This is a genomic window from Vulcaniibacterium thermophilum, from assembly GCF_007923255.1.
GTDB classification, from domain to species: domain Bacteria; phylum Pseudomonadota; class Gammaproteobacteria; order Xanthomonadales; family Xanthomonadaceae; genus Lysobacter_F; species Lysobacter_F thermophilum.
In genome coordinates this window covers 1-23,403 of record NZ_VOHJ01000026.1, presented here as the reverse complement: position 1 = coordinate 23,403, position 23,403 = coordinate 1, and the positions used below count along the sequence as shown (strand labels likewise).

The following is a 23,403-nucleotide window of genomic DNA, read 5'->3' as shown; positions in this document are numbered from 1 at the left end:
GCGAGGGCGCGGCGGCGGGGGCGGCGTTCCTTCGCCCGGGAGTCGGTGCGCCTCCCCCGCCCTCCTGGCCGTCGGGCGACGGCGCGGCGCCGGCCGCACCGGCGTGCCGGGCGGGAGGCGGTCCGCCCGGCGCGTGTTCGGGAGGCGGCATGCCGCCGCCGGCGCCCGCAGGGGCTGCCCATCGCCACCGGGCAAGGCTCCCAGCGGGGCCCGGCCGCGGCCATCGGGGATTTCCTCCAGCCGCCCTGAGGGAAAACCCCTGCGCCTCATGACGGCGTTCCACGGCCGCGCTGGCTATGATCGGGCCCTCCTTCCGGCCTTGGCCGGAATCCACATCGCAGAGGGCGCGCGCCCGGGAGCGACCATGAACCGATCCGTCTTCCTTCCCCGTCTGCTGGCCGCGGCGGCGCTGCTGCTGTGCGCCGCGCTCGCGCATGCGCAGGCGCTGCCGACCCGGGTGGCCGTCGCCGGCAACGTCGCCACCGTGGAGATCGGCCCGGCGAGCGCCCCCGTCGCCGACATGACGCTCACCTTCGACGACGCCAGCGGGCTCACGCCGGCCAACCTGGGCGTGAGCGCGCAGTGGGTGAACCCGCTCGATCCGGCGCTGCTGGCGCGGCTGACCGACGGCGCGCTCAACGTGGTCGAAGGCAGCTTCCCGCTGCTGGTCACGATCGAGCCGCCGGCCGGCACCGCGTTCGCGTTCCGCCGCACCGTGCGCGTGGAAGTGCACACGCATGCGCTGCCCTACACCGTCGGCAGCCCGCTGCGCCTGTTCAAGGCGCCGCTGGGCGGGATGTTCCGCGACATCACCGACGAGATCGCCCCCGGCAGCGTGCGCGCGCGCGGCACCACCGGCGGTTTCTCGCAGTTCCTGGTGCTGACCGATCTGCGGCCGACCACCACGGCGATCGGGCAGAAGTTCGACGCGCTGGATGCGCACCTGGCGACGCTGCCGGCCGCCGAACGCGATGCGCTCGCGCCGCTGGCGTCCAGCGCGCGCGCCGCGGTCGCCGCCGGCCGTTACGCCGCGGCGCTGTCGACGCTGGACGAGTTCCGCAGCCGCGTGCTCGCGCGCGCCGGCGTCGGCATCCCAGACACCTGGCGGCCCGGCGTCGGCGGCAACACCGCAGGCGAACTGCTCGCCGGCGCGGCCACGCTGAAGTTCAGCATCGCCTACCTGCGCGACTTCGGCGACTGAGGCCGCGACACGGGGCCTCTCGCCTTTCGGCAGGCCCGCCCCCGCGCGGGCCGATGCAGGACCGCCACGCCGCTTGATCGAGGCCGCGCTCGCGCCGCTGCGCGACGAACTGCGCCAGGCCGAGCTGCGGATGCCGACGCGCGCGCTCGCGCTGGTGGTCGGCACCGAGGCGATGGTGGTCTGCAAGGACGTGCTGCAGCTGGAACCGGCCGAGGCGCGTCGCGTGCGCCGCTGGGCGATCCGCGCCGGTCGGGGCCGCGCGCCGGCCGCAGCGCTGAGGCGGCACGCGGGCGCGCCGGAGCGGCCGCTGTCCGTGCGGCACACCCTCTACCGTAAACTCGGGGCATGCCCGCGCGCCTGATCGCCTATCTCCCGGACGATGCCGCCGCCACCCGTGTCGTCGCCGACGGCGTCCCGCTGTCGATCGGGCGCGCCGACGACAACGACTTCCGCTTGGGTCACCCGTCCGTCTCGCGCCACCACGCGCGGCTGGAATCGGAGGGGCTGGCCTGGCGCCTGCGCGATGCGGAGAGCAAGAACGGCACCTACGTCGACGGCCTGCGCGTCCAGGACGCGCTGCTGGCCCGCCCCTGCTGGCTGCGGTTCGGCGACGTGTACTGCGAGTTCGAACCGATCAGCGCCGCGCAGGCGCAGTCGCTCGATGCGCTGGCGAACGAGCGGCGCGCGCTGTCGCAGGCGATGACCCGCCGCCTGGGTGCGCGCCCGCGCCCGGACGACGTGCTGGAGGACATCGTGCGCGGCGTGCTCGAACTGGCCGGCTGCGAGCGCGGCTTCCTGCTGCTGGCGCAGGGCGGCGCGCCGCCGGTGGTGCGCGCGGCGGTGGGGCTGGATCCGCGCGCGCTGGTCGCGCGGCAGTTCTCCGGCAGCGTCGGCGCCGTGCGGCGCGCGCTGGAGCGCAGGCAGCCGGTGGTGGTCAACGAAGTCGCAAGCCAACCCTGGCTCGCCGGCCGCGCGTCGGTGGTCGCCGGCGGCCTGCGCAGCCTGGTCTGCCTGCCGCTGCTGGACGGCGAGCGCGTGCTCGGCGCGGTCTACGCCGACCGCCGCGAGCCGGGCCCGCCGCTGACCGAACTGGATCGCGATTTGCTGGCGGCGTTCGCGGAAAGCGCGACGCTGTGGTTGCTGGCCGACCGCGGGCTGGATGCCCTGAACGATGCGCCCGGCTGGGATGCGATCGTGGCGGCCCATGCCCGCGAGGCCGGCGGATGACCGACCCGAGTCCCACCGCCACCGGCCTGTACACCCACGCCGAACTCGCGCCGGGCCTGGTGCTCGCCGACCGCTTCCGCATCGAGGGGCTGGTCGGCGTGGGCGGCATGGGCGTGGTGTACCGCGCGTTCGACCAGGCGCTGCAGGTCGTCGTCGCGCTGAAGCTGCTGCGGCCGGAGCTGGCGCACAGGCCGGAGGCGTTCGAGCGCTTCCGCCAGGAGCTGCTGCTGGCGCGGCAGGTGTCCAGCCCGCATGTGGTGCGCATCCACGACATCGCCCAGCACGACGGCCGCTGGCTGATCAGCATGGATTACGTCGACGGCGAGCCGCTCGACCGCCGCCTCGACCGCGAACGCCGTCTGCCGCTGGAGGACGCGCTGCGCATCGCCCGCCAGATCGCCGAGGGCCTGGCGGCGGCGCACGCGCGCGGCGTGGTGCATCGCGATCTCAAGCCCGCCAACGTCCTGCTCGACCGCGAGGGCAACGCCTACATCAGCGACTTCGGCGTGGCGCGCTCGCTGGTCACCAGCGGGCTGACGCAGTCCGGCACCGTGCTCGGCACGCCGGATTACCTTTCGCCCGAACAGGCCCGCGGCGAGCCGGTGGACGCGCGCAGCGACCTCTACGCGCTCGGGCTGATCCTCTACGAGATGCTGGCCGGCACGCCGCCGTTCGCCGGCGGCACGATGGCCGAGATTCTCGGCCAGCGGATGGTGAGCACGCCGAAGCCGGTCACCGTGCACCGGCCCGACGTGCCGCCGTGGCTGGCGCGGCTGGTCGACCGTCTGCTGCGCCCGCAGCCGGCGCACCGCTTCGCCAGCGCCGCCGAGGTGATCCGCGCGCTCGACACCCGCGAGGTGCCGCGCGAGTTCCGCATCGGCCGCCGGACCTGGCTGCGCCTGGCCGCGGTCGCGCTGGGCGGCGCGCTGCTGGGCGGCGGCGCCTGGTGGTGGTCGCAGCGGCAGACCGCACCGGCCACGCCGCCGCTGCAGCGCCTGCTGGTGATGCCGGTGGACATGCCGGCCGCGGGCGGCGGTTACGGCCTGGCGCTGGCCGAGCTGCTGCGCGAGGGGTTGGCGGATGCGGGCGTGGTCGTGGTCGACGGCGAACGCACGCTGCAGGCGGTGCACCAGCTCGACCCGACCGGCGTCAGCCCGCCGCCTGCCGAGGCCGTGGCGCGGCTGGCGCGCGCCGACCGCACCCTGCAGTTGCGCCTGCGGCGCGAAACCGCCGGCTGGCGGCTCGAAGCGAGCCTGCAGACGGCGGCCGGCGATGCCCCCGTGCGCGTGCTCGACGCCCCGGGCGCGGCCGATCCGGCGGGCGCCACCGCAGCCGCGCTGCCGCGCCTGGCCGCGCTGCTGGCGCTGAAGCCGGACGCGCTGCGGCCCGAACTGCCGCCGGCATCGGCTCTGCAGGCGTTCGATGCGGCCCTGCAGGCGCGCGTGCGCGACCGCCTGCCGGAGGCGCTGGAGCGGTTGCGCCAGGCGACCGCCGCCGCACCGGACTCTCCCCGGCTGTGGCTGGCGCTGGCGGCCACCGCCGATGCCATCGGCGAGGACGAACAGGCCTACGCCGCACTCGAACAGGCGCAACGCCACGCGCTGCGCGCGCCGGAGCGCCTGCGACGCCGGATCGAGGCCGCGCGCGCCCTGCACGAGGGCGACGCCGCCGCCGCGGTCGCCATCTGGCGCGCGCTATCCGCCGCCGCACCCGACGACACCGAAGCTTCGCTGCAGCTTGCGCGCGCGCTCGGCGCCGACGGCCGCCTCGACGACGCGCTCGCCACCCTGCGCGCGCTCGCCGAGCGCGACGACGGCGATCCGCGCGTGTGGTTCGAGCTCGGCAAGTTCTCGATCCTGCAGGGCGACGCGCGCCGCGCGGTGGACGACTACCTGCTGCGCGCGCTGGTGCTGTTCAAGCGCAGCCGCGACGTGTACGGCGAGGCGGAGACCGTCAACGCGCTCGGCGTGGGCTACGGCCGGCTGGGACAGACCGCCGACGCCGAGGAACAGTACCGCCGCGCGGTCGAACTGCGCGAGAAGGTCGGCAACCGGCGCGGGCTCGCCACCAGCCTGCGCAATCTGGCCGCCGTGCTCGGCCTGCGCCGCCAGTTCGAGCCGGCCGCGCGCCGGCTGCAGCAGGCGCGCGCGCTGTACGAATCGATCGGCGACCGCGCCGGGCTCGCCGCCGTGGACAACGAGATCGGCCTGCTGGCCGAGGAACGCGGCGACTTCGCGGCCGCGCTGGAGGCCTACCGCCGCGCCCTGCAGGGCCTGCAACAGGTGGGCGATGCGCACGGCGTCGCCGAGACGCTCAACCACATCGGCTTCGCCCACTACCAGCTCGGCGCCTACGACAACGCGCAGGCGTTCTGGCAGCAGGCCGCCGGCGCCTACGCCCGGCTCGGCGACCGTACCGGCGATGTGCGTACCGCGCAGAACCTGGCGCTGCTGGACATCGCGCGCGGACGCTGGAGCGAGGCGGCGACGCGGCTGGAGCGCTCGCTGCGCAGCGCGGGCCAGGCGCAGATGCTGGAGGAGATCGCCGTCAGCCGGCGCAACCTCGCGGAGCTCGCGCTCTGGCAGGGCCGGCTCGGCGAGGCGCTCGACCACGCCGGCAAGGCGCGCGCCCTGTTCCACAGCCGCCAGGACGCGCGCGGCGAGACCGACGCCCGTCTGCTGCAGGCGCAGGCGCTCCTCGCCGCCCACGCCGACGCGCGCGCGGCCGCGGAACTGGACGCGCTGGCGCCGCTGCTCGCGCAGGCCGCCTCCGAGCAGCAGGCGATCGCCGCCGGCGCGCGCGCCACCCTGCACCTGCGCGCCGCGCGCCCGCGCGAGGCCGAGCGCGAACTGGCGCTGGCGCGCCGCCTCGCGCAGGCGTCGGGCGTGCCGCAACTGCAGGTGCAGATCGATCTGCTCACCGGCGGCGCCGACCTCGACGCCCGCACCGCCGCGCTCGGCCACGTCGGCCTGCGCCTGCTGTGGCTGGAGCAGGCGCTGGAACGCGCCCTGCGCGACGACCCCGCCGCCGCCGTCCGCCACTACCGCGAGGCGCAGGGCCTGCTGCGCGGCAAGCGCTACGTCCGCGCGTTCCGCCTGCACGCGCTCGGCGCGCAGGCGCTAGCGCGGGCGGGCGACGCCCCGGCCGCCGCGCGCGCGCAGCAAAGCGCGGCGACGGCGCTGCGCGACCTGCGTGCGACCATCCCGGCGCCGCTGCAGGCCGGCTTCGACGCCGCCGCCGAAGTGCGTGCGCTCACCCTCGCGCAACCCCTCTCCCGCGTGCGGGGGAACGCCACCCGCGACATGCCCCGAGCCCCTCTCCCGCTTGCGGGGCGAGGAGGCGCGCTTGCGGGCCACCGGCTCGCGCGCGGACGAGCGCCCGCCGCACTGCGGCGGGCCGGAAGAGGGGTGGGGATGAGGGCAGCCCGACACCGCACATGAGCAACGACACCGACCTCCGCGCCCACTACCAGCGCCTGCTGGAGCGCATCGAAGCCAACGAGGCCGAATTCCGCCGCCTCGGCCGCGCGGTCTGGCGCGTGCAGGAGGACGAGCGCCGCCGGCTGGCGCGCGAGCTGCACGACGGCATCGGCCAGAACCTCACCGCGCTCAAGCATCGCCTGGCCCTGCTCGGCGGCGAGCTGCCGCCGGGAAGCGATGCCCTGCGCGCCAAGCTCGAGGCGGCGATCGCGCTGTGCAGCGCCACGCTGGAGGACACCCGCAAGCTCTCGCGTCTGCTGCGTCCGCCGATGCTCGACGACCTCGGCCTCGAACCCTCGCTGCGCTGGCTCGCGCGCAGCCTGGGCGAAGCCGGCGGCCCCGCCATCGAAACCGACATCGCCCCGCTGCCGGAGCTGCACAGCGAATTGCAGACGCTGCTGTTCCGCGTCGCCCAGGAAGCGCTCACCAACGCGATCCGCCACGCGCAGGCGCGCAACGTGTCGCTGCGGCTGACGGTGACCGACGGGCAGATCGAACTGGAGATCGCCGACGACGGCCGGGGCTGCGATCCGGCGCAGGCCCTGCGCAGCGGCGGCAGCGGCCTGGGCAGCATGCGCGAGCGCCTGCGGCTGTACGGCGGCCGCTTCGAACTGGAGTCGCGGCCCGGCGCCGGCACGCGCCTGCGCGCCCGCGTGCCGCTTGACGCCGCCTGACCCGACGCGCACCTTGCGCGCATGAGGCCCATCCGCGTCCTGATCGCCGACGACCACACCCTCGTGCGCGAAAGCCTCGTCGGCGTGCTGCAGGCCGCCGGCGACATCGAAGTCGTCGCCCAGGCCGGCGACGGCATCGAAACGCTGGAGAAGGCCGAGAGCAGCCACCCGGACGTCATCGTGGTCGACCTGTCGATGCCGCGCCTGAACGGCATCGAGGTGGTGCGCCGCCTGCACGGCCGCATCCCCAACGCGCGCGTGCTGGTACTGACCATGCATCAGGAAGAGGAATACGTGCTGCGCGTGGTGCGCGCCGGCGCGTCGGGTTATCTGGTCAAGGACAGCCCCGCCTCCGAGCTGGTCGCGGCGGTGCGCAGCCTGCACGCCGGCCACGCCTACTTCGGCCCGCAGGCCGCGCGCACCCTTGCCGAACAGCTCCAGCACCCCGAGCGCGACGCCGCCGATCCCTACGGCACCCTCACCGCCCGCGAGCGCGAGGTCTTCCACCTGATCGCCGAAGGCCTCACCACCAAGGAAATCGCGCGCAAACTGGACATCAGCGTCAAGACCGCCGAGAACCACCGCGCCCGCGTGCTCGACAAACTCGGCATGCGCAACACCGCCGAGCTGGTGCGCTACGCGGTGCAGCGGGGACTGGTCAGCTAGCGGCCCCGCCAGCGGCAGCGCGGACGCCGTGCCGGCGAATCAGGCCCGCGGCGCGGACAAAGACTTCGAAGCCAGGCGACGCCCACGGCTGCGGCGCACGAGCGAAGGCCGATCGCCATCGCGATCGTGCGGCGGCAGGCGATGACGCCAGATTCTGCAAAGCGCCTTCACGCCCGGCGTTGTACGGTCCGGATGAGGCGAGGGACCGCAGAGGAGGGCCGTCCGCGAAGTTTGCGGCGCCAGGGCGAGGATGCCCTGGGTATCCCGCAGTGACCACCCCATGCTAGGTTCGCGACGGCCGGATGTTCCGGCTGCGGTCGAGGGGCGGCCGTTTTTTTCTTTCCATGGTTCCTTTTGAGGGGGAAGTGATGTCGAAGGTTCATTCCGCTGCGCTGCGGCGCAGCCCCTTGGCGGCCGCTCTTTTTGCCGCCCTCCTCGTGCCCGGTCTGGCGCTCGCGCAGGACCAGCAGTCGTCCACGGATCAGGAGCAGGGCGCGACCGAGCTGGACAAGGTCGTGGTCACCGGCTCGCTGATTCCGCAGTCGCAGGTCGAGACCTTCACGCCGGTGACGGTCATCACCGCCGAGGACATCCGCGCCCGCGGTTTCACCAACGTTTCCGACGTCATCCAGCAGGCGTCGTTCGCCACCGGTGGCGTCCAGGGCTCGCAGAGCTCGGCGTCGTTCACCCAGGGCGCCGAGACGGCCAGCCTGTTCGGCCTGCGCGTCAGCTACACCAAGTACCTGATCGACGGCCGGCCGATGGCCGACTACCCGGCGCTGTACAACGGCAGCGAAGCGTTCAACAACATCAGCGGCGTGCCGATCGAGCTCGTCGAGCGGATCGAGATCCTGCCGGGCGGCCAGTCGTCGCTGTACGGTTCCGACGCGATCGCCGGCGTCATCAACATCATCCTGAAGAAGCGGCTCGATGCGCCGGTGGTCAGCGTGCGCGGCGGTACCTACACCGAAGGCGGCGGCGATTCCGGACGCGTCAGCGCGGCGACCAGCTTCAGTTTCGCGGAGGACCGCTTCAACGTGCTCCTCGGCGGACAGTACGAGAACCGCGAGCCGATCTGGGGCTATCAGCGCGACGTCACGTCCAGCTTCTACCGTGGCGGCACCAGCGTGCCGATCGCCAGCCGCGACCTGCTGGTCTACGGCTTCGTCGACCTGGCCAACTCCGGCTTCGACCGCTTCGAGTACGCGTTCAGCGATCCGAACAACTGCGCGAACGTGCGCAATCTGTTCGGCGGCACGGTGGACCTGCGCTACCGCGCGACCGGCACCGTCGGCTACTACTGCGGCTCCTTCGATACGCCGGGCTACCGCACGCTGCGCAACGAGAAGGAAAGCTTCCAGATCTACTCGCACGCTACGTTCGACGTCAGCGACAACCACCAGCTCTACGGCGACGTGCTCTACAACGACGAGAAGGTGGGCTATCACATCGGCTCGAACTACACCTGGTGGGGCACCGGCGTGGAGTGGGGCTACTACTACGACCCGAATCTCGACGGCCTGGTCAACCTCCAGCGCGCGTTCGCCCCGGAGGACATGGGTCAGGGCGGCTTCGAGAACTCGATGAGCTTCGACGAGAGCAAGTCGACCGCCGTCAATCTCGGCATCCGTGGCGCTTTCGGTACCGCATGGGATTACGACGGTTCGCTCTCGCGCATCGACTACAAGCTCAACGAGCGCAGCTTCGCCCGGTTCGCCGATCCCATCAACCAGTGGTTCCTGGACAACGTGCTGAACCCGACGGGCGCGCCCATCACCTACGATCCGTACTTCGGCGCGTATCCGGTGTTCACGCCCGACTACGCACGTTTCTATCAGCCGATCGCGCCGGAGGACTTCCGCAGCTTCACCGGCTACACGGACTCGGAGAGCAAGACCGAGAACACGCTCGCGCGCTTCCAGATCACCAACTCGGCCCTGTTCGGTCTGCCTGGCGGCGATGCGGGCATGGCGCTGGCGGTCGAGGCGGCCCGCGAGAAGTGGGAATACAACCCGGATCCGCGCCTGCTCAACGGCGAGGTGTGGGGCACGACCTCGGTCGACGGCGCCGGCGAGCGCGATCGCTATGCCGTCACCGGCGAACTGCGCCTGCCGCTGCACAACATGCTCACGGCGTCGGTGTCCGGTCGTTACGACGACTACCGTCCGGACGGCATCGACAGCTACAACAAGGCCACCTACTCGGTCGGTCTCGAGTTCCGCCCGATCGAGAGCCTGCTGATCCGCGGCAAGTACGGCACGGCGTTCAAGGCCCCCACCCTGGCCGACAACTTCCAGGGCATGAGCGGCTTCTACAGCTTCGTGACCGACTACTACGCCTGCAGCCAGCTCGGCTTCGACCCCTCGGAAGTCGACGCCTGCCCGTCGCGATTCTCCAACCGGCAGTTCTTCGGCGAAACGTCCGGCAGCCCGGACCTGCAGCCGCTGAACGCGGACGTGTGGAGCTACGGCGTGGTCTGGGCGCCGACCGCCCAGTTCTCGATGAGCGTCGACTACCACCACTGGGATATCGAAGACGAAATCGACACCCAGAACTTCGACGGCCTGGCGCTGCGCGAGTACTACTGCCGCACCGGCCAGCCCGGCTTCGACATCAACTCGCCGGTCTGCCAGGACGCGCTCGGCAAGATCGAACGCGACAGCACGGGCCAGATCGTCTACATCTACGCGCCGAAGGTGAACGAGGCCCGACGCGTGCTCGATGCGGTCACCGCCAGCGTCAGCTACCAGTTCGATGCCGGCAACATCGGCGAGTTCCTGGTCCGCGGTTCGTACACCAACAACATCAAGCACCGCTTCTGGCAGTTCGAAGGCGACGAGGAGATCGACATCCTGCGCCGTCCGGAATGGAGCAGCGACCCGAAGAGCAAGGGCAACGCGTCGATCACGTGGTCGAAGAACCGGTGGAACTCGACGTTCTACGTGAACTACATGGGCCACACGCCGAACTACCGTGCCCGCGTGCTCGGTACGTACGACGATGCCGGCCTGCAGGGCGTGAACGGCCGCGTGTTCGCGGGCAAGCTCGATCCGTTCGTGACCTACAACCTGAGCATCGGTTACCGGCCGCTGGACAACCTGAGCCTCTCGCTCATGGTCAACAACCTCCTGAACGAGATGCCCGAGGAAGATCGCACCTACCCGGGCACGTCGGGCTCTCCGTACAACGATCAGCAGTACGACGTGTACGGTCGCGCCGTCTACATGGAGGCCCGCTGGACGTTCGGCAACTGACCGACGACCGGTTCGCTCTCAACCCTGGAGCCCCCGCCGATGCGGGGGCTCTTTTTTCGTGCAGACGTCCGAACTTGCGCGCGCACGAGCGAGGACGCGTGGCGTTGCGCGGTCCTCAGACCCGCCGCGACTCCGCCTCGTCCATCGCGACGCCTTCGGCCGCCAACAGCGCCCGCAACGCGCCGAGCTGCGTCCCGTACCGCCGCCAGCGGCCGATCGAGCCGCGATGGAGCGGTTCGCGCACCTGCACCGCGCTCGCGGTCGCGACCGGCGCGGGGTTGTGTTCGAACCGCAGGCAGGCGTCGTCCCAGGGGAGCTCGCAGAACTCGAGCAGGCGTCGCGTCTCGCGCTCCTGATCGTCCACCAGATCCTCGTAGCGCAGCTCCAGCATGCGCCCCGGCAGCACGGCGCGCCAGTGCGCCATCAGGCGCTCGAACAGCACGTAGTAGCGCCCGGTGTCGAGCAGGTCGAACGAGTAGTCGTAATAGGACGAGCCCTGCGCGAACAGTTGCCGGAAGTTGCTGAGGCAGGTATCGAGCGGATCGCGCCGCAGACACACCAGCTTCGCGTTCGGCAGCGCGCGCGCGATGAAGCCGGCATAGAGGAAGTTGTGCGGCAGCTTGTCGACGAAACGCGGCGTGTGGCCGGTGCCCGGCCGGGTGCTCGCCACGTACGCCTCGCCCAGCCGCGCCCAGTCGACGCTCCTCGCGCGCTCGACGGTGTCCGCGTCCAGAAGATGCGGCGTGCGGCTGCCCGAGGCGCGCTTCAGCAGCACCCCGAAGTTCGGCAATTCGCCCGCCGAGTGGACGTGCGGATGGCTCGACAGGATGCGATCCACCAGCGTCGTGCCGGTACGCGGCATGCCGATGACGAAGATCGGCTCCCGGCTCGCCGCCCCGCCGCTTACGCCCGCGGGCGTCGGAAAGGCGCGCATCAGCGCGTCGAACAACGCCTTGTCGCGCTCGATGGTGTAGCCCCGGCCCGCGCCCCCCGCGGCCTTGCCGGCGACGAGGTGTTCGAACGCCCGCGGGTAATCCCGCAGGTCCTCGTACTCCTTCGCCAGCGCCAGGTGCAGATACAGCCGCGCCGCCGGCTCCGAGCCGGATTCGGCCAGCAACGCGGCAAGGCGGTCGAGATGATTGCGCTCGGCCGACTGCCTGCGCAGTTGCGACAGCGCGAGGTGCGCCTTCCAGTAGCGGGCGTCGAGCGCGAGACACGCTTCGTATTCGCGTTCGGCGGCGTCGATGTCGCCGGCGAAGGTGAGCGAGGTCGCGTGATTGAAGCGGTAGCTCGCCACGTCCGGCGCCAGTGCCGCGGCGCGCCCGAACGCCCGCGCCGCCTGCGCATGCGCGTTGGCCTGCGTGAACACCACGCCGAGCGTGTCGAGCGTCAGCGGATCGGTCGGCTCCAGCACCAGTGCCCGCGCCGCGACTTCGGCCGCTTGCCGCACCAGATGTCCCGCCGCCAGCGCCCGCGCGAACTGCGCCAGATAATCCGCCCGCTGCGGATTGAGCTCGACCGCCTTCTGCAGATGGCCGAGCGCGCGCGGCATCTGCTGAAGCTGCAACGCGGCCACGCCGGCCACGAAGTGCACTCCGGCGTGATCGGGCCGGGCCCGCAGCAACCGGTCGGCCAGCGCTCCCGCCTCCTGCCAGTCGCCGCGGTTGAGCGCCCCGACGGCGCGGGCGTAAGCGGCGGCGACTTCGTTCATCAGGTACTCCAGGGAGACGGAGGCTCATCGTAGTGGACGCATGCGGCCGCCGGACCGCGCCCGCCACCATGCCGGTATGACAGGGGCATTAACGACGTGTTAAGGTCGAGCCAGCCGGTTCGCCGGCTGCGGTCTAGGGGCGACCGCCTGTCCGTATCCAATGTTCCTTCCTAGGGGGAAGTAATGTCGAAGGCCAATTCCGCTGCGCTGCGGCGCAGCCCCTTGGCGGCTGCCTTGTTTGCCGCCCTCCTCGTGCCCGGCATGGCACTGGCACAGGATCAACAGCAGTCCACGGAACAGGACGAGGACGCCACCGAGATCGACAAGGTCGTGGTCACCGGCTCGCGAATCAAGCGCGCCGAGGTCGAGGGCCCGTCGCCCGTCACCATCATCACCGCCCAGCAGATCGAGCGCGAGGGCTTCAATACCGTCTACGACGCGCTCAATACGCTCAGCCAGGCGACCGGTTCGGTCCAGAACGAGATCTTCCAGAGCGGCTTCACGCCCAACGCCAGCGTGATCAACCTGCGCGGCCTTGGCCCCGGCAGGACGCTCCTGCTGATCAATGGCCGTCGCGCTGCCGATTACCCGCTGCCGTACAACGGCCAGAGCAACTTCCAGAACTTCGGCAACATTCCGGCGGCGGCCGTCGAGCGCATCGAGATTCTCGCCGGTGGCGCCTCGGCCATCTACGGCTCGGACGCGGTGGCCGGCGTGGTCAACATCGTCCTCAAGACGAACTTCGAGGGCGACCTGGTCAAGCTCGGTGGCTGGACCACGAGCCGCGGCGGTCGCGACCAGTTCGATCTGCAGTGGATCGGCGGCAAGACCGGCGACAACTGGAGCCTGACGTACGCGTTCGAGTACTACTACTCCGAACCGCTGTTCGCGTACCAGCGGGATTTCATGGATTCGCTCCAGGACAACCCGCTGCCGCCGGCGATCGGCGGCATCCAGCCGATCGGTACGATGCGTCTGCGTAACCGCACGCGCACGACCAACAACTACATCGCCCCGCCGGCGGGTGCGTGCGAACAGTTCGGCGACGAGTGGGTGCGCTGGAACTACGTGAGCTCGATCAGCGGCGCCAATCTGGGCCAGGCCTGCGGCACGTTCAACGACGTGGGCTACCAGACGATCGCCAACAAGAACGACGATCTGTCCGGCTATCTCTACGGTACGTACGACTTCGACAACGGCATGCAGGTGTGGGCCAGCCTGCAGGCGTGGAAGTCGGACGGCGCCTCCACCGGCGGCACCCAGTTCTGGGCCGGTCCGACGGTGGGTCAGATCTGGTTCGACCCGCAGTTCAACACCTTCGTCGATGCGCAGCGCGTCTTCACGCCGCAGGAGTCGGGCGGCGTCGAATCGCTCCTCTCGCATTACGACGAGCGCTCCTACGATTTCGCCGTCGGTCTGAAGGGCACGATCGCCGACCGCTTCGACTGGGACGCCACGATCAGCCGCGCCGAGTACCACATCGATGCGGCTCAGCCCCGCCTCGTGGCGTCGTTGGTGAACGACTGGTTCCTCGGTCCGCGTCTCGGCACGCAGAGCGGCTTCCCGGTCTATCGCCTGAACACGGCCCGCTACTACCGCGCGCTTACGCCGGCGGAGTTCAGCGCGCTGTCGACCAAGGTGAAGACCAAGGCCGAATCGGAAGTCACGCAGGCGAGCTTCGTCTTCACGGGCGACCTGTTCCAGCTTCCCGCAGGCCCCCTGGGTTTCGCGACCGTGCTCGAAGCGGCGTCGCAGGCGTATGACCTCGACGCCGACCCGCGCATCCTTCCCGACCGCCGTGAGATCTACAATCTGACCGGCACCGGCGGTGGCGGCGAACGCGACCGTTATGCCTTCGGCGTCGAGTTCTCGATCCCGATTCTCGATTCGCTGAAGGCGAGCCTCGCCGGCCGCTACGACAAGTACGACGACGTCACCAACGTCGACGATGCGAAGACGTGGAATGCCGGTCTGGAATGGCGTCCGTTCGACAGCCTGCTGGTTCGGAGCTCGTATTCGACCAGCTTCCGCGCGCCGGACATGCACTACGTGTTCGCCGAGCGCAGCGGCGCGTTCAGCGCCATCTTCGACACCCGTCGCTGCCTGGAGACCGGCCGCACCTCGACCCAGTGCGGCGGCACGGACCCGACGTTCAACTACACGGCTTTCAGCGTCCGCCAGGGCTCGACCGGGCTGGAGGAAGAGACCGGCAAGTCGTGGACCGCGGGCTTCGTGTGGGACGTGATGGACGGGCTGTCGATCACCGCCGACTACTACGAGATCGAGCTCGAAGGCGTCGTCGCCGACATCACCACCACGTTCATCCTCGACTCCGAGGCGGGCTGCGTCACCGGCCTCACGCGCAACCGCACGCCGTTCCAGTACGCGCCGGGCTCCGCGTTCTGCCAGGACATCCTGTCGCGCGTCAGCCGCATCAACGCCCCGGGCACGACGCAGGATGGCCAGATCTCGGAAATCCGCCGCGGTCCGATCAACCGCGCGTTCCTGGGCACCAAGGGCATCGATGCCTCGCTGGATTACCGCCTCGATACCGACCGCTGGGGCGACTTCCGCTGGGTGCTGGCCTGGTCGCACACGCTCGAGCAGACCACGCAGCAGTTCAGGACCGACCCGACCCTGAGCTACCGCGACGACCTCACGAACTTCGACTTCCGCAGCCGCATCCGCAGCACCTGGACGTGGAACAAGGGGGACTGGGAAGCGGCCGTGTTCATGCTGCGCTACGGCAGCCTGCCCAACTGGCAGGAGACCGGCCGTATCGCTCCGTACTTCGTGTGGAACGTCGGCGTCGGCAAGAAGCTCACCGAGAATCTGAGCGTCAATTTCCAGGTGAACAACGTGTTCGACAAGCTGCACCCCAAGGACGAGGGCTTCAACAGCTACCCGTACTTCTGGCGGGCCTACAGCCCGATCGGTCGCGAGTTCGGCGCCGAGATCCAGTATCGGTTCAAGTAAGTGCGGTCCCTGGAAGCCCGGCGCAAGCCGGGCTTCTTCTTTGTGAACCCGGCAAGCGCCGCCTTGGCTTCCATACGGCGGTGGATGCGGTATAAAGCCGCATCGCACGTCCGTGCGAGCACGCCAGTGACTGTCCTCGGGAGGGACCATGCGCACCAGACTGATTGCCCTGCTGTTTCTGCTGCTGCCGCTGACCGCGTTCGCGCAGTCGCCGGTGGGCACGTGGACGACGATCGACGACAAGACCAAGAAGCCGAAGTCGGTGGTCGAGATCTTCGAGGCGCGCGACGGCACGCTGTCGGGCCGCGTGGTCGAGATCCTGCACTCCGATCGCGGCCCGAACCCGGTGTGCGACAAGTGCTCCGGCGAACTGAAGAACAAGCCGGTGAAGGGGATGGTGATCCTCTGGGGCGTGCGCCGGAAAGGCAACGTGTGGGAAGGCGGGCAGATCCTCGACCCCGCCTCCGGCAAGGTCTATTCGGTGAAGCTCACGCCGGTCGACGGCGGCCGCAAGCTCGATGTGCGCGGCTTCATGGGCTTCTCGCTGCTCGGCCGCACGCAGACCTGGACACGCCGCGACTGAGCGGCCGCCGCAGGCGCACGCGACGACCCGGCCCGCGCCGGGTCGTTCCGTTCCGGGGCCTTGCGATGCGGGCGTCCGCCGCGGCCGGGCGCGTCCGCCCGCCGTGCGATAATCGCCGGCTCGTCTGGCTTCCCCCACCGCCATGTCGCGCGAGCTCGTCGTCACCTGTGCCCTGCCCTACGCCAACGGCCCTTTGCACCTGGGCCATCTGGTCGGCTACATCCAGGCCGACATCTGGGTGCGCGCGCGACGGATGGCCGGCGACACCGCGCACTTCGTCTGCGCCGACGACACCCACGGCACGCCGATCATGCTGGCGGCCGAGAAGGCCGGCACCACGCCGGAGGCGTTCATCGCCGGTATCCAGGCTGGCCATGAACGGGATTTCGCCGACTTCGGCGTCGCGTTCGACCATTACGACTCCACCCACTCGCCGCGCAACCGCGCGCTGACCGAGTCGATCTACCTTGCGCTGGAACGCGGCGGCCACATCGCGCGCCGCGCGGTCGCGCAACTGTTCGATCCCGTGCGCGGGATGTTCCTGCCGGACCGCTACGTCAAGGGCACCTGCCCGAACTGCGGCGCGGCCGACCAGTACGGCGACAACTGCGAAGTCTGCGGCGCCACCTACGCGCCCACCGAGCTGAAGGATCCGCGCTCGGCGCTGAGCGGCGCCACGCCCGAGCTGCGCGAGTCCGAGCACTTCTTCTTCGAACTCGGACGCTTCGAGGCCTTCCTGCGCGAATGGCTGGCCGGCGACGTCGCGATCGGCCCGGTGAAGGCCAAGCTGCAGGAATGGCTGGACGCGGAAGGCGGCCTGCGCGCGTGGGACATCTCGCGCGATGCGCCGTACTTCGGCTTCGGGATTCCCGGCCACCCCGGCAAGTTCTTCTACGTCTGGCTGGACGCGCCGATCGGCTATCTGTCGAGCTTCCAGGCGCTGTGCGAGCGCCGCGGGCTCGATTTCGCGTCGTACGTGGCGCCCGACAGCGCCGCCGAGCTGCATCACTTCATCGGCAAGGACATCGTCAACTTCCACGGCCTGTTCTGGCCGGCGGTGCTGCACGGCTCGGGCCACCGCGCCCCCACGCGCCTGCACGTCAACGGCTACCTCACCGTCAACGGCGAGAAGATGTCCAAGTCGCGCGGCACGTTCGTCATGGCGCGCACCTACCTCGACGCCGGCCTCGACCCGGAAGCGCTGCGCTACTACTACGCCACCAAGACCAGCGGCGGCGTGGACGATCTCGACCTCAACCTCGCCGATTTCGTGGCGCGGGTGAACGCCGACCTGGTCGGCAAGTTCGTCAACCTCGCCAGCCGCTGCGCCGGCTTCATCGAGAAGCGGTTCGAGGGCCGGCTCGCCGACGCGCTGCCGGAGCCTGCGCTGTACGAGCGCTTCGTGGCGCAGTTGCGCCCGATCGCCGAGGCGTACGCGCGCAACGAGGCGGCGGCCGCGGTGCGGCTGACGATGCAGCTCGCCGACGAGGCCAACAAGTACATCGACGAGCGCAAGCCGTGGGTGCTGGCCAAGCAGCCCGGCGCCGAAGCCGAACTGCAGGCGGTCTGCACCCAGGGCCTGAACCTGTTCCGCGTGCTCAACACCGCGCTCAAGCCGGTGCTGCCGCGCATCGCCGCGCAGGCCGACGCGTTCCTGCAGGCGCCGGTGGCCGGTTGGGACGACGTCCGCGCGCCGCTGCTCGGTCGCCGCATCGCCCCGTACGCGCCGCTGTTCACCCGCATCGACCCCAAACAGATCGAAACCATGATCGACGCCTCGAAGGAAGACCTGAAGCCGGCCGCCGCGAACGTCACCCCTGCTGCCGCCGAACCCGTGAGCGGCGCGCAGACCATCGGCATCGACGACTTCGCCAAACTCGACCTGAGGATCGGCAAGGTGCTGGCCTGCGAGGCGGTGGAAGGCTCCGACAAGCTGCTGCGCTTCGAGCTGGATGCCGGCGAGCTGGGCAAGCGGCAGATCTTCTCCGGGATCCGCGCCAGCTACGCCGATCCGCAGGCGCTGGTGGGTCGCCACGTGGTGTTCATTGCCAATCTGGCGCCGCGCAAGATGCGCTTCGGCGTGAGCGAGGGAATGATCCTGTCGGCCGGCTTCGACGGCGGCGCGCTGTTCCTGCTCGATGTCGACGCCGGCGCGCAGGCCGGCATGCCGGTGCGTTGAGCGCGGTGTCGGGATCGGATTCGCGCTTCGGATCGCCCGCGGACCCGGCTTGCATGTCGCCAGGCTCTACCGATGCCGAATCCCGACGCCGCTGACCTGACCGAACGCCTCGACCGCCTGCTGCCGCAGACGCAATGCGGCCAGTGCGGCTTCGGCGGTTGCCGGCCCTACGCGCAGGCGATGGCCCGCGGCGAGGCCGGTCCGGATCGCTGCCCGCCCGGAGGCGACGCCGGCGCGCGGGCGCTCGCGAAGGCGCTCGGCGTGCCGCCCGTGCCCTACGACCGCACGCTCGGGCAGCACAAGCCGCCGCAGGTGGCGCTCATCGTCGAGGAGGACTGCATCGGCTGCACCAAGTGCATCCAGGCCTGTCCGGTCGATGCCATCGTCGGCGGCGCCAGGCACATGCACACGGTGCTGGAGCCGCTGTGCACCGGCTGCGAACTGTGCGTGCCGGTCTGCCCGGTGGACTGCATCGTGCTGGTGCCGCCGCAGCCGCAGGCGGCGTGACGCGACGGCCGATGCGGTCGAGGCCGGCGGGTTAGCGCGCGACGACCTGCGCGCAGTCGGCGCACACCCGTTCGACCCGATAGCCGCGGCGCTGCAGGGCATGCACCAGGCCGTCCTCGCCGAGCAGGTGCAGCGAGCCGACCACGATCAGCGCATCGTCGGTGCGCGAACCGTCGAGCATCGACTGGATGATCGGCAGCCAGCGCGCGTTGCGGGCGACGTTGATCAGCTCGTAGCTCTCGGGATTGTTCTGCTGCATGTTGCGGCGCGCGAGCCGATCGAGACGCTCGACGTCGCCGTCGCGCCAGGCCGCATGCAGATCGGCGATCGTGCGCGCCATCAGTTCGCGATGCTCCAGCAGCTCGTCCAGCGCCTGGATCTGCACCGCCAGCGACACGCCCGCCAGGGCCGCGCGCTGATCGCCGGCCGTCTCCAGTCCGCCCGTTCGCTTGCCGGCCGTCAGCGCGCGGCCCATCAGATGCTGGTCGAGGCCGCGCGACGCGCTCAGCCCCATCGAATCGGTGATGCCGGTGAGCACCGCCATGTTGACCGCCCACGGCTGCAGCGCCTCGACATCCTCGATGCGGCGTCCGGTCTCCAGCAGAGCCACCGCCAGCTTGTCGCGCACCTGCGGGGGCAGCACATCGCTGAGCCGCTGCTCGCTGCGCGCCGGCAGCGCGTTGGCGTGGTTCACCCGCGACATCTCCTCGGGCGAGATCTCGAAGTACACCAGCTCGGCGTCGGCGAACGCGGCTTCGACCTCGTCCGCCAGCGGATAGTCGTCCTTCGACAGCAGATGGAACGAGCCGAGCAGGTACAGGTCGTTGTCGCCGTCGCTCACCTTCCACAGCAGCGGGCGCGGCGGGCGCGGCTGCGTCGCCGCCAGCACGTCGCCGCGCGGCGCGGCGGACGGCTGCGTGGCGGGTTCGGCGCGCGCGGCCGGCAGCGCGAGGACGAAACCGAGCAGGCCCGCCAGCATCGTCGACCAGGCGGACATGCGCATCGGCTTCATCGCATCGCTCCCTACGGCGTTCGTCGTCGCGTGTAGGCCTTCTCGCCTGCGGCCACGGCCAGTTCCATCCGATTGGACGAAGGTGGCAGCGGGCAGGTGGTGTAGGGCGTGAATGCGCACGGCGGATTGATCGAGCGGTTGAAGTCCACGACGACCGCCGTCGTGCCGGCTTCCCGCTTCAGTTCCAGGTATCGGCCGGCGCTGTAGCTTCCTTTAGCGTTGGTCAGATCGGCGAAGATCAACAGCGTCTGCCCGCCCCATTCCACCGCTTCGAGCGCGAACGTGCGGCCATCGCGCAGGAACTCGACCCGTCCGGGATTCGGCGCCGCGAACGTGTTGCCGGTGATGTCGTGGATTTCCAACGTGCGTCCGGGCGGATGCGTGACGAATTTCGCAGCGATGCGCCAGGAGTCATCGGGCGGCCAGTGCGCGAGCCCTGAAAAGTTCAGCCGGCTCGGCGCGTCGGCATGCCAGGTGCGCAACGCGTAGCGCGAGCCGCGCCGCAGCACCATCGCCCCGCCGCGACCGTCGTCGAAACCGATGCGGCTGGGCCCGGCCGGGTCGGCGTCGGTGCGCAACCACGCTTCGCCGCGCAGCGGCGCACCATCGAGCGTGAGCGGCACGCCGCGCTCGGGAACGAAGCGGACGCGCCCGCCGCGCAGTTCGAACATGCCCAGATGCGGCGGCGCCATCGCCAGCCGCAGTCCGTTGCGGCGATCGCTGCCGGCGTAGTGCGCGCCGGGTTCGATCCAGTGCAGGCCGGTCAGCGCGGTCCAGCCGTCCGGGCGCATCAGATCCTGCAGGCGCTGCTGGCGGAAAGCCTCGAGGTCGGCGAGGAAGGCGACGTCCGCCGGCTTCGGCGCGGGCGGCGGCGGCGCGGTGTCGCCGCAGGCGGCGAGCACGGCGGCGAGCGCGGCCGCGGCGGCAGGACGTGGAAGGCGCATGCGTGTTCTCCCCCTCGGCCGTGGCGCGGCCGTGGGCAGATATGCCACAGACGCAGGCGCGCCGTCAGCGGCGCGGCTCAGCGTCCGCGCAGGAACCAGCGGTCGATCTCCGCCAACGTGAAGCGGGTCCAGGTCGGACGGCCGTGGTTGCACTGGCCGGAGCGCTCGGTGGCTTCCATCTCGCGCAGCAGCGCGTTCATCTCGGGAATCGTCAACCGGCGGTTGGCGCGCACCGCGCCGTGGCAGGCCATCGTCGCCAGCAGTTCGTCGCGCGCGGCGGCGATCCGGCGGCTCTGGCCGTGTTCCACCAGATCGCCGAGCACGTCGCGGATCAACGCCTCGACGTTGCCCTGCGCGAGCAGCGCCGGCACGCCGCGCAGCAGCAGCGACTGCGGCCCGGTGCGCGACAGCTCGAAGCCGAGCTGCGCCAGCGTGGCCGCCTCGCGTTCGGCGGCATCGGCCTCGCGCTCCGACACCGCCAGCGTCTGCGGCACCAGCAGCGGCTGCATGCGCAGCCCCTCGCCGTCGTGCGCGGTCTTGAGCTTCTCGTAGACGATGCGTTCGTGGGCGGCGTGCATGTCCACCACGATCAGCCCGTCGCGGTTCTCGGCCAGGATGTAGATGCCGTGCAACTGCGCGATCGCATAGCCGAGCGGCGGCATGCCGTCCGCGGCGGCGGCGCTTTCGGGCGCCGGCGGCGCACCCGCAGCGACGGCCGGCGCGGGTGCGGCGTACAACGCCTCGTACGCCGCGCGCGCCTCCTCCACTTTCAACCCGAGCGCGGACTGCGGCGGCGCCCATCGCCAGCCGGCGTCCGCCGGCGCCGGCGCGGACGAGGGCGCCGCCGGAAGCGACGCCGGCGACGCGATGCCGGCGCGCGTCTGCGCCAGCGCGTCCTGCAGGGTGCGCAGCACGAAGTCGTAGACCAGGCGTCCGTCGCGGAAGCGCACCTCGTGCTTGGCCGGATGCACGTTGACGTCGACCCGGCGCGGATCGAGCTCGAGGAACAGCACGTAGGCCGGCTGGCGTCCGTGGAACAGCACGTCGGCGTAGGCCTGCCTGACCGCGTGCGCGATGCTGCGGTCGCGTACGGCGCGGCCGTTCACGTACAGGAACTGCTGGTCGGCGCCGGCACGGTTGTAGACCGGCTGCGCGATCCAGCCGTGCAGGCGCAATGCCGCGCGCATCTCGCCGGGATGCACGGCGTGGTCCACGCGCAGGGCATGGCGCACGAAGTCTTCGCCCAGCGCCTCGTGCAGGCGCGGTTCGGCCAGCAGCGTGCCTTCGCCCTTCCAGCGCCGCGACGGCTTGCCGTTGTGCGCCACCCGCAGCTCGATGTCCGGCCGCGCCAGCGCGAGCTGGCGCAGCCAGTCCTCGATGTGGGCGAGCTCGGTGCGCTCGGCCTTGAGGAACTTGCGGCGCGCCGGCACGTTGTAGAACAGGTCGCGCACCTCGACCGTGGTGCCGACCGGATGCGGCTTCGGCGTCACCGCGCCGACGCGGCCGCCGTCGACCTCCAGGCACGCGCCGTGCCCGCTGTCCGCCGTGCGCGAGGCGATCAGGAACCGGCTGACCGAGGCGATCGACGGCAGCGCTTCGCCGCGGAAGCCGAGCGTGGCCACCGCCTCCAGATCCTCGAGCGAGGCGATCTTGCTGGTCGCGTGGCGCGACACCGCCAGCGGCAGCTCCTCCGCCGGGATGCCGCCGCCGTCGTCGCGGATGCGGATCAGGCGGACGCCGCCTTCCTCGAGATCGACGTCGATCCGTCGCGCGCCGGCATCGAGCGCGTTCTCCACCAGTTCCTTGACCACCGAAGCGGGCCGTTCCACCACTTCGCCCGCGGCGATCTGGTTCACCAGCACGTCGGGCAGCGGACGGATGCTCATGCGCGCTGCGCGCGACGCGGCGCGACGGGAGGGGCGGAAGTCGGAAACGGCTGCGGCATCGTCACGGCGGAAGCGGCACGCGGTGCCGATCGCGCGATGATAGCCGAGCGCCGACGCGCGATCCGCCATGCGGCACGCGCGACGCGACCGCGACGACACCCGGCCGCGCGCGGCGGCCGCGGCTCAGGGGGCGCCGCCGGTGCCGGTCGCGGCCGTGGCCTGCGCGGCCTGCTGCGCGCGCATCGCGTACAGCGTGCCCGGCGGCGGCTGGCGGGTGAAGTAGGTGTTGATGCCTTCCAGCACCGCCGACGCCAACCGGCGCTGATGACCGGGGTCGGTGAGCAGGCGCTCCTCGTCCGGGTTGGAGATGAAGGCGGTCTCGACCAGCATCGCCGGCATGTCGGAGGTGCGCAGCACGGCGAAGTTGGCGCGTTCGATGTTCGGCTTGTGATTGCGGCCGACCCGCGCCAACCCGCTGAGCACATGGTGCGCGGCGTCTTCCGAGGCGCGCATCTGGCCGCTCTGGGTCAGGTCGATCAGCACCGAGGTGAGCGTGTCGTCGGCGCTCTTGACCTTGACGCCGCCGATCAGGTCGGCCGCGTTTTCCTTGTCCGCCAGCCAGCGCGCCCGCTGCGAGGAGGCGCCCTTCAGCGACAGCACGTACACCGACGAGCCGCGCGCGTTGCGGTTCTCGGCGGCGTCGGCGTGGATCGAGATGAACATGTCCGCGCGCGCCTGCCGCGCCAGTTGGGTGCGGCGGTGCAGCGGCAGGAACACATCGGTGTCGCGGGTCAGGACCGCTTTCAGGCCGGGCGTGGCGTTGATCTGCCGCGCCAGCTCGCGGGCGATGGCGAGCGTGACGTCCTTCTCGCGGCGACCGTTGGGCCCGATCGCGCCGGGATCCTGACCGCCGTGGCCGGCGTCGATGGCGATCACCAGCGGGCGCAGGCCCTCCGCGCGCACGGGCGGGTCGAGCGGCCTGGCCGCCGGCGGGGTCGCGAGGACGGGCGCATTGGCCGCGGGCGGTTCGGCGCGCGCGGCGATGCCGGGCGTCGGGGCCGGTGCGCCGCTGGCCGGGACCGTCACGGCCGTCGACGGCGGCGC

General features: G+C 71.1%; 16 protein-coding genes. 11 read left to right on the top strand and 5 right to left on the bottom strand.

What is annotated here, in order from left to right; translation table 11 throughout:
- The first annotated feature begins 364 nt into the window (after positions 1-364).
- The 7 genes from FQY64_RS10780 to FQY64_RS10750 all read left to right on the top strand — a co-directional run bounded on the left by FQY64_RS10780 (position 365) and on the right by FQY64_RS10750 (position 10,501).
- Entirely contained in the window at positions 365-1,201 is an 837-nt protein-coding gene (locus FQY64_RS10780) for a DUF6689 family protein (RefSeq protein ID WP_146474275.1), read from the top strand.
- Positions 1,202-1,274: 73 nt separating this feature from the next.
- Positions 1,275-1,562 carry a hypothetical protein gene (locus FQY64_RS14955; RefSeq protein ID WP_222431781.1) on the top strand — a complete coding sequence of 96 codons (288 nt, stop codon included), beginning with the start codon at positions 1,275-1,277 and terminating at the stop codon, positions 1,560-1,562.
- Entirely contained in the window at positions 1,547-2,428 is an 882-nt protein-coding gene (locus FQY64_RS10770) for an FHA domain-containing protein (RefSeq protein ID WP_146474274.1), read from the top strand. The genes FQY64_RS14955 and FQY64_RS10770 overlap by 16 nt, the downstream gene beginning before the upstream one ends.
- Entirely contained in the window at positions 2,425-5,868 is a 3,444-nt protein-coding gene (locus tag FQY64_RS10765; protein WP_146474273.1) for a serine/threonine-protein kinase, read from the top strand. Before FQY64_RS10770 ends, FQY64_RS10765 begins: the two co-directional genes overlap by 4 nt.
- Positions 5,865-6,581 carry a sensor histidine kinase gene (locus tag FQY64_RS10760; RefSeq protein ID WP_146474272.1) on the top strand — a complete coding sequence of 239 codons (717 nt, stop codon included), beginning with the start codon at positions 5,865-5,867 and terminating at the stop codon, positions 6,579-6,581. The genes FQY64_RS10765 and FQY64_RS10760 overlap by 4 nt, the downstream gene beginning before the upstream one ends.
- Positions 6,582-6,602: 21 nt before the next feature.
- A complete protein-coding gene (locus FQY64_RS10755) occupies positions 6,603-7,247 on the top strand; it encodes a response regulator (RefSeq protein WP_146474271.1) in 645 nt (214 codons plus the stop codon).
- A 407-nt stretch (positions 7,248-7,654) separates the two neighbouring features.
- Positions 7,655-10,501: a TonB-dependent receptor plug domain-containing protein gene (locus FQY64_RS10750; protein WP_308434996.1), complete on the top strand. Its 2,847-nt coding sequence runs from the start codon at positions 7,655-7,657 to the stop codon at positions 10,499-10,501.
- A gap of 115 nt (positions 10,502-10,616) precedes the next feature.
- Here the strand turns inward: FQY64_RS10750 and FQY64_RS10745 are convergent, their stop codons facing one another.
- A complete protein-coding gene (locus FQY64_RS10745) occupies positions 10,617-12,212 on the bottom strand; it encodes a tetratricopeptide repeat-containing sulfotransferase family protein (RefSeq protein WP_146474269.1) in 1,596 nt (531 codons plus the stop codon).
- A 261-nt stretch (positions 12,213-12,473) separates the two neighbouring features.
- On the opposite strand from FQY64_RS10745, the gene FQY64_RS10740 reads away from it, so the two are divergent.
- The 4 genes from FQY64_RS10740 (at position 12,474) to rnfB (ending at position 18,457) form a co-directional block, all read left to right on the top strand.
- Positions 12,474-15,188, top strand: coding sequence for a TonB-dependent receptor plug domain-containing protein (locus FQY64_RS10740; protein ID WP_146474268.1), 2,715 nt, complete (start codon positions 12,474-12,476; stop codon positions 15,186-15,188).
- A 148-nt stretch (positions 15,189-15,336) separates the two neighbouring features.
- A complete protein-coding gene (locus tag FQY64_RS10735; RefSeq protein WP_146474267.1) occupies positions 15,337-15,771 on the top strand; it encodes a DUF2147 domain-containing protein in 435 nt (144 codons plus the stop codon).
- Between the two features lie 142 nt (positions 15,772-15,913).
- A complete protein-coding gene (metG, locus tag FQY64_RS10730) occupies positions 15,914-17,950 on the top strand; it encodes a methionine--tRNA ligase (protein WP_146474266.1) in 2,037 nt (678 codons plus the stop codon).
- A 72-nt stretch (positions 17,951-18,022) separates the two neighbouring features.
- Complete coding sequence (gene rnfB / locus FQY64_RS10725; protein WP_146474265.1) at positions 18,023-18,457, top strand: Rnf electron transport complex subunit RnfB; 435 nt, start codon at positions 18,023-18,025, stop codon at positions 18,455-18,457.
- Between the two features lie 31 nt (positions 18,458-18,488).
- Here the strand turns inward: rnfB and FQY64_RS10720 are convergent, their stop codons facing one another.
- The 4 genes from FQY64_RS10720 to FQY64_RS10705 all read right to left on the bottom strand — a co-directional run.
- Entirely contained in the window at positions 18,489-19,469 is a 981-nt protein-coding gene (locus FQY64_RS10720) for a TraB/GumN family protein (protein WP_146474264.1), read from the bottom strand.
- Positions 19,470-19,480: 11 nt separating this feature from the next.
- Entirely contained in the window at positions 19,481-20,413 is a 933-nt protein-coding gene (locus FQY64_RS10715) for a DUF1684 domain-containing protein (protein WP_146474263.1), read from the bottom strand.
- Positions 20,414-20,490: 77 nt separating this feature from the next.
- Positions 20,491-22,299: a DNA mismatch repair endonuclease MutL gene (mutL, locus tag FQY64_RS10710; RefSeq protein WP_146474262.1), complete on the bottom strand. Its 1,809-nt coding sequence runs from the start codon at positions 22,297-22,299 to the stop codon at positions 20,491-20,493.
- A gap of 183 nt (positions 22,300-22,482) precedes the next feature.
- A partial coding sequence (locus FQY64_RS10705; RefSeq protein WP_244942404.1) for an N-acetylmuramoyl-L-alanine amidase family protein occupies positions 22,483-23,403 on the bottom strand: 921 nt, incomplete at its 5' end.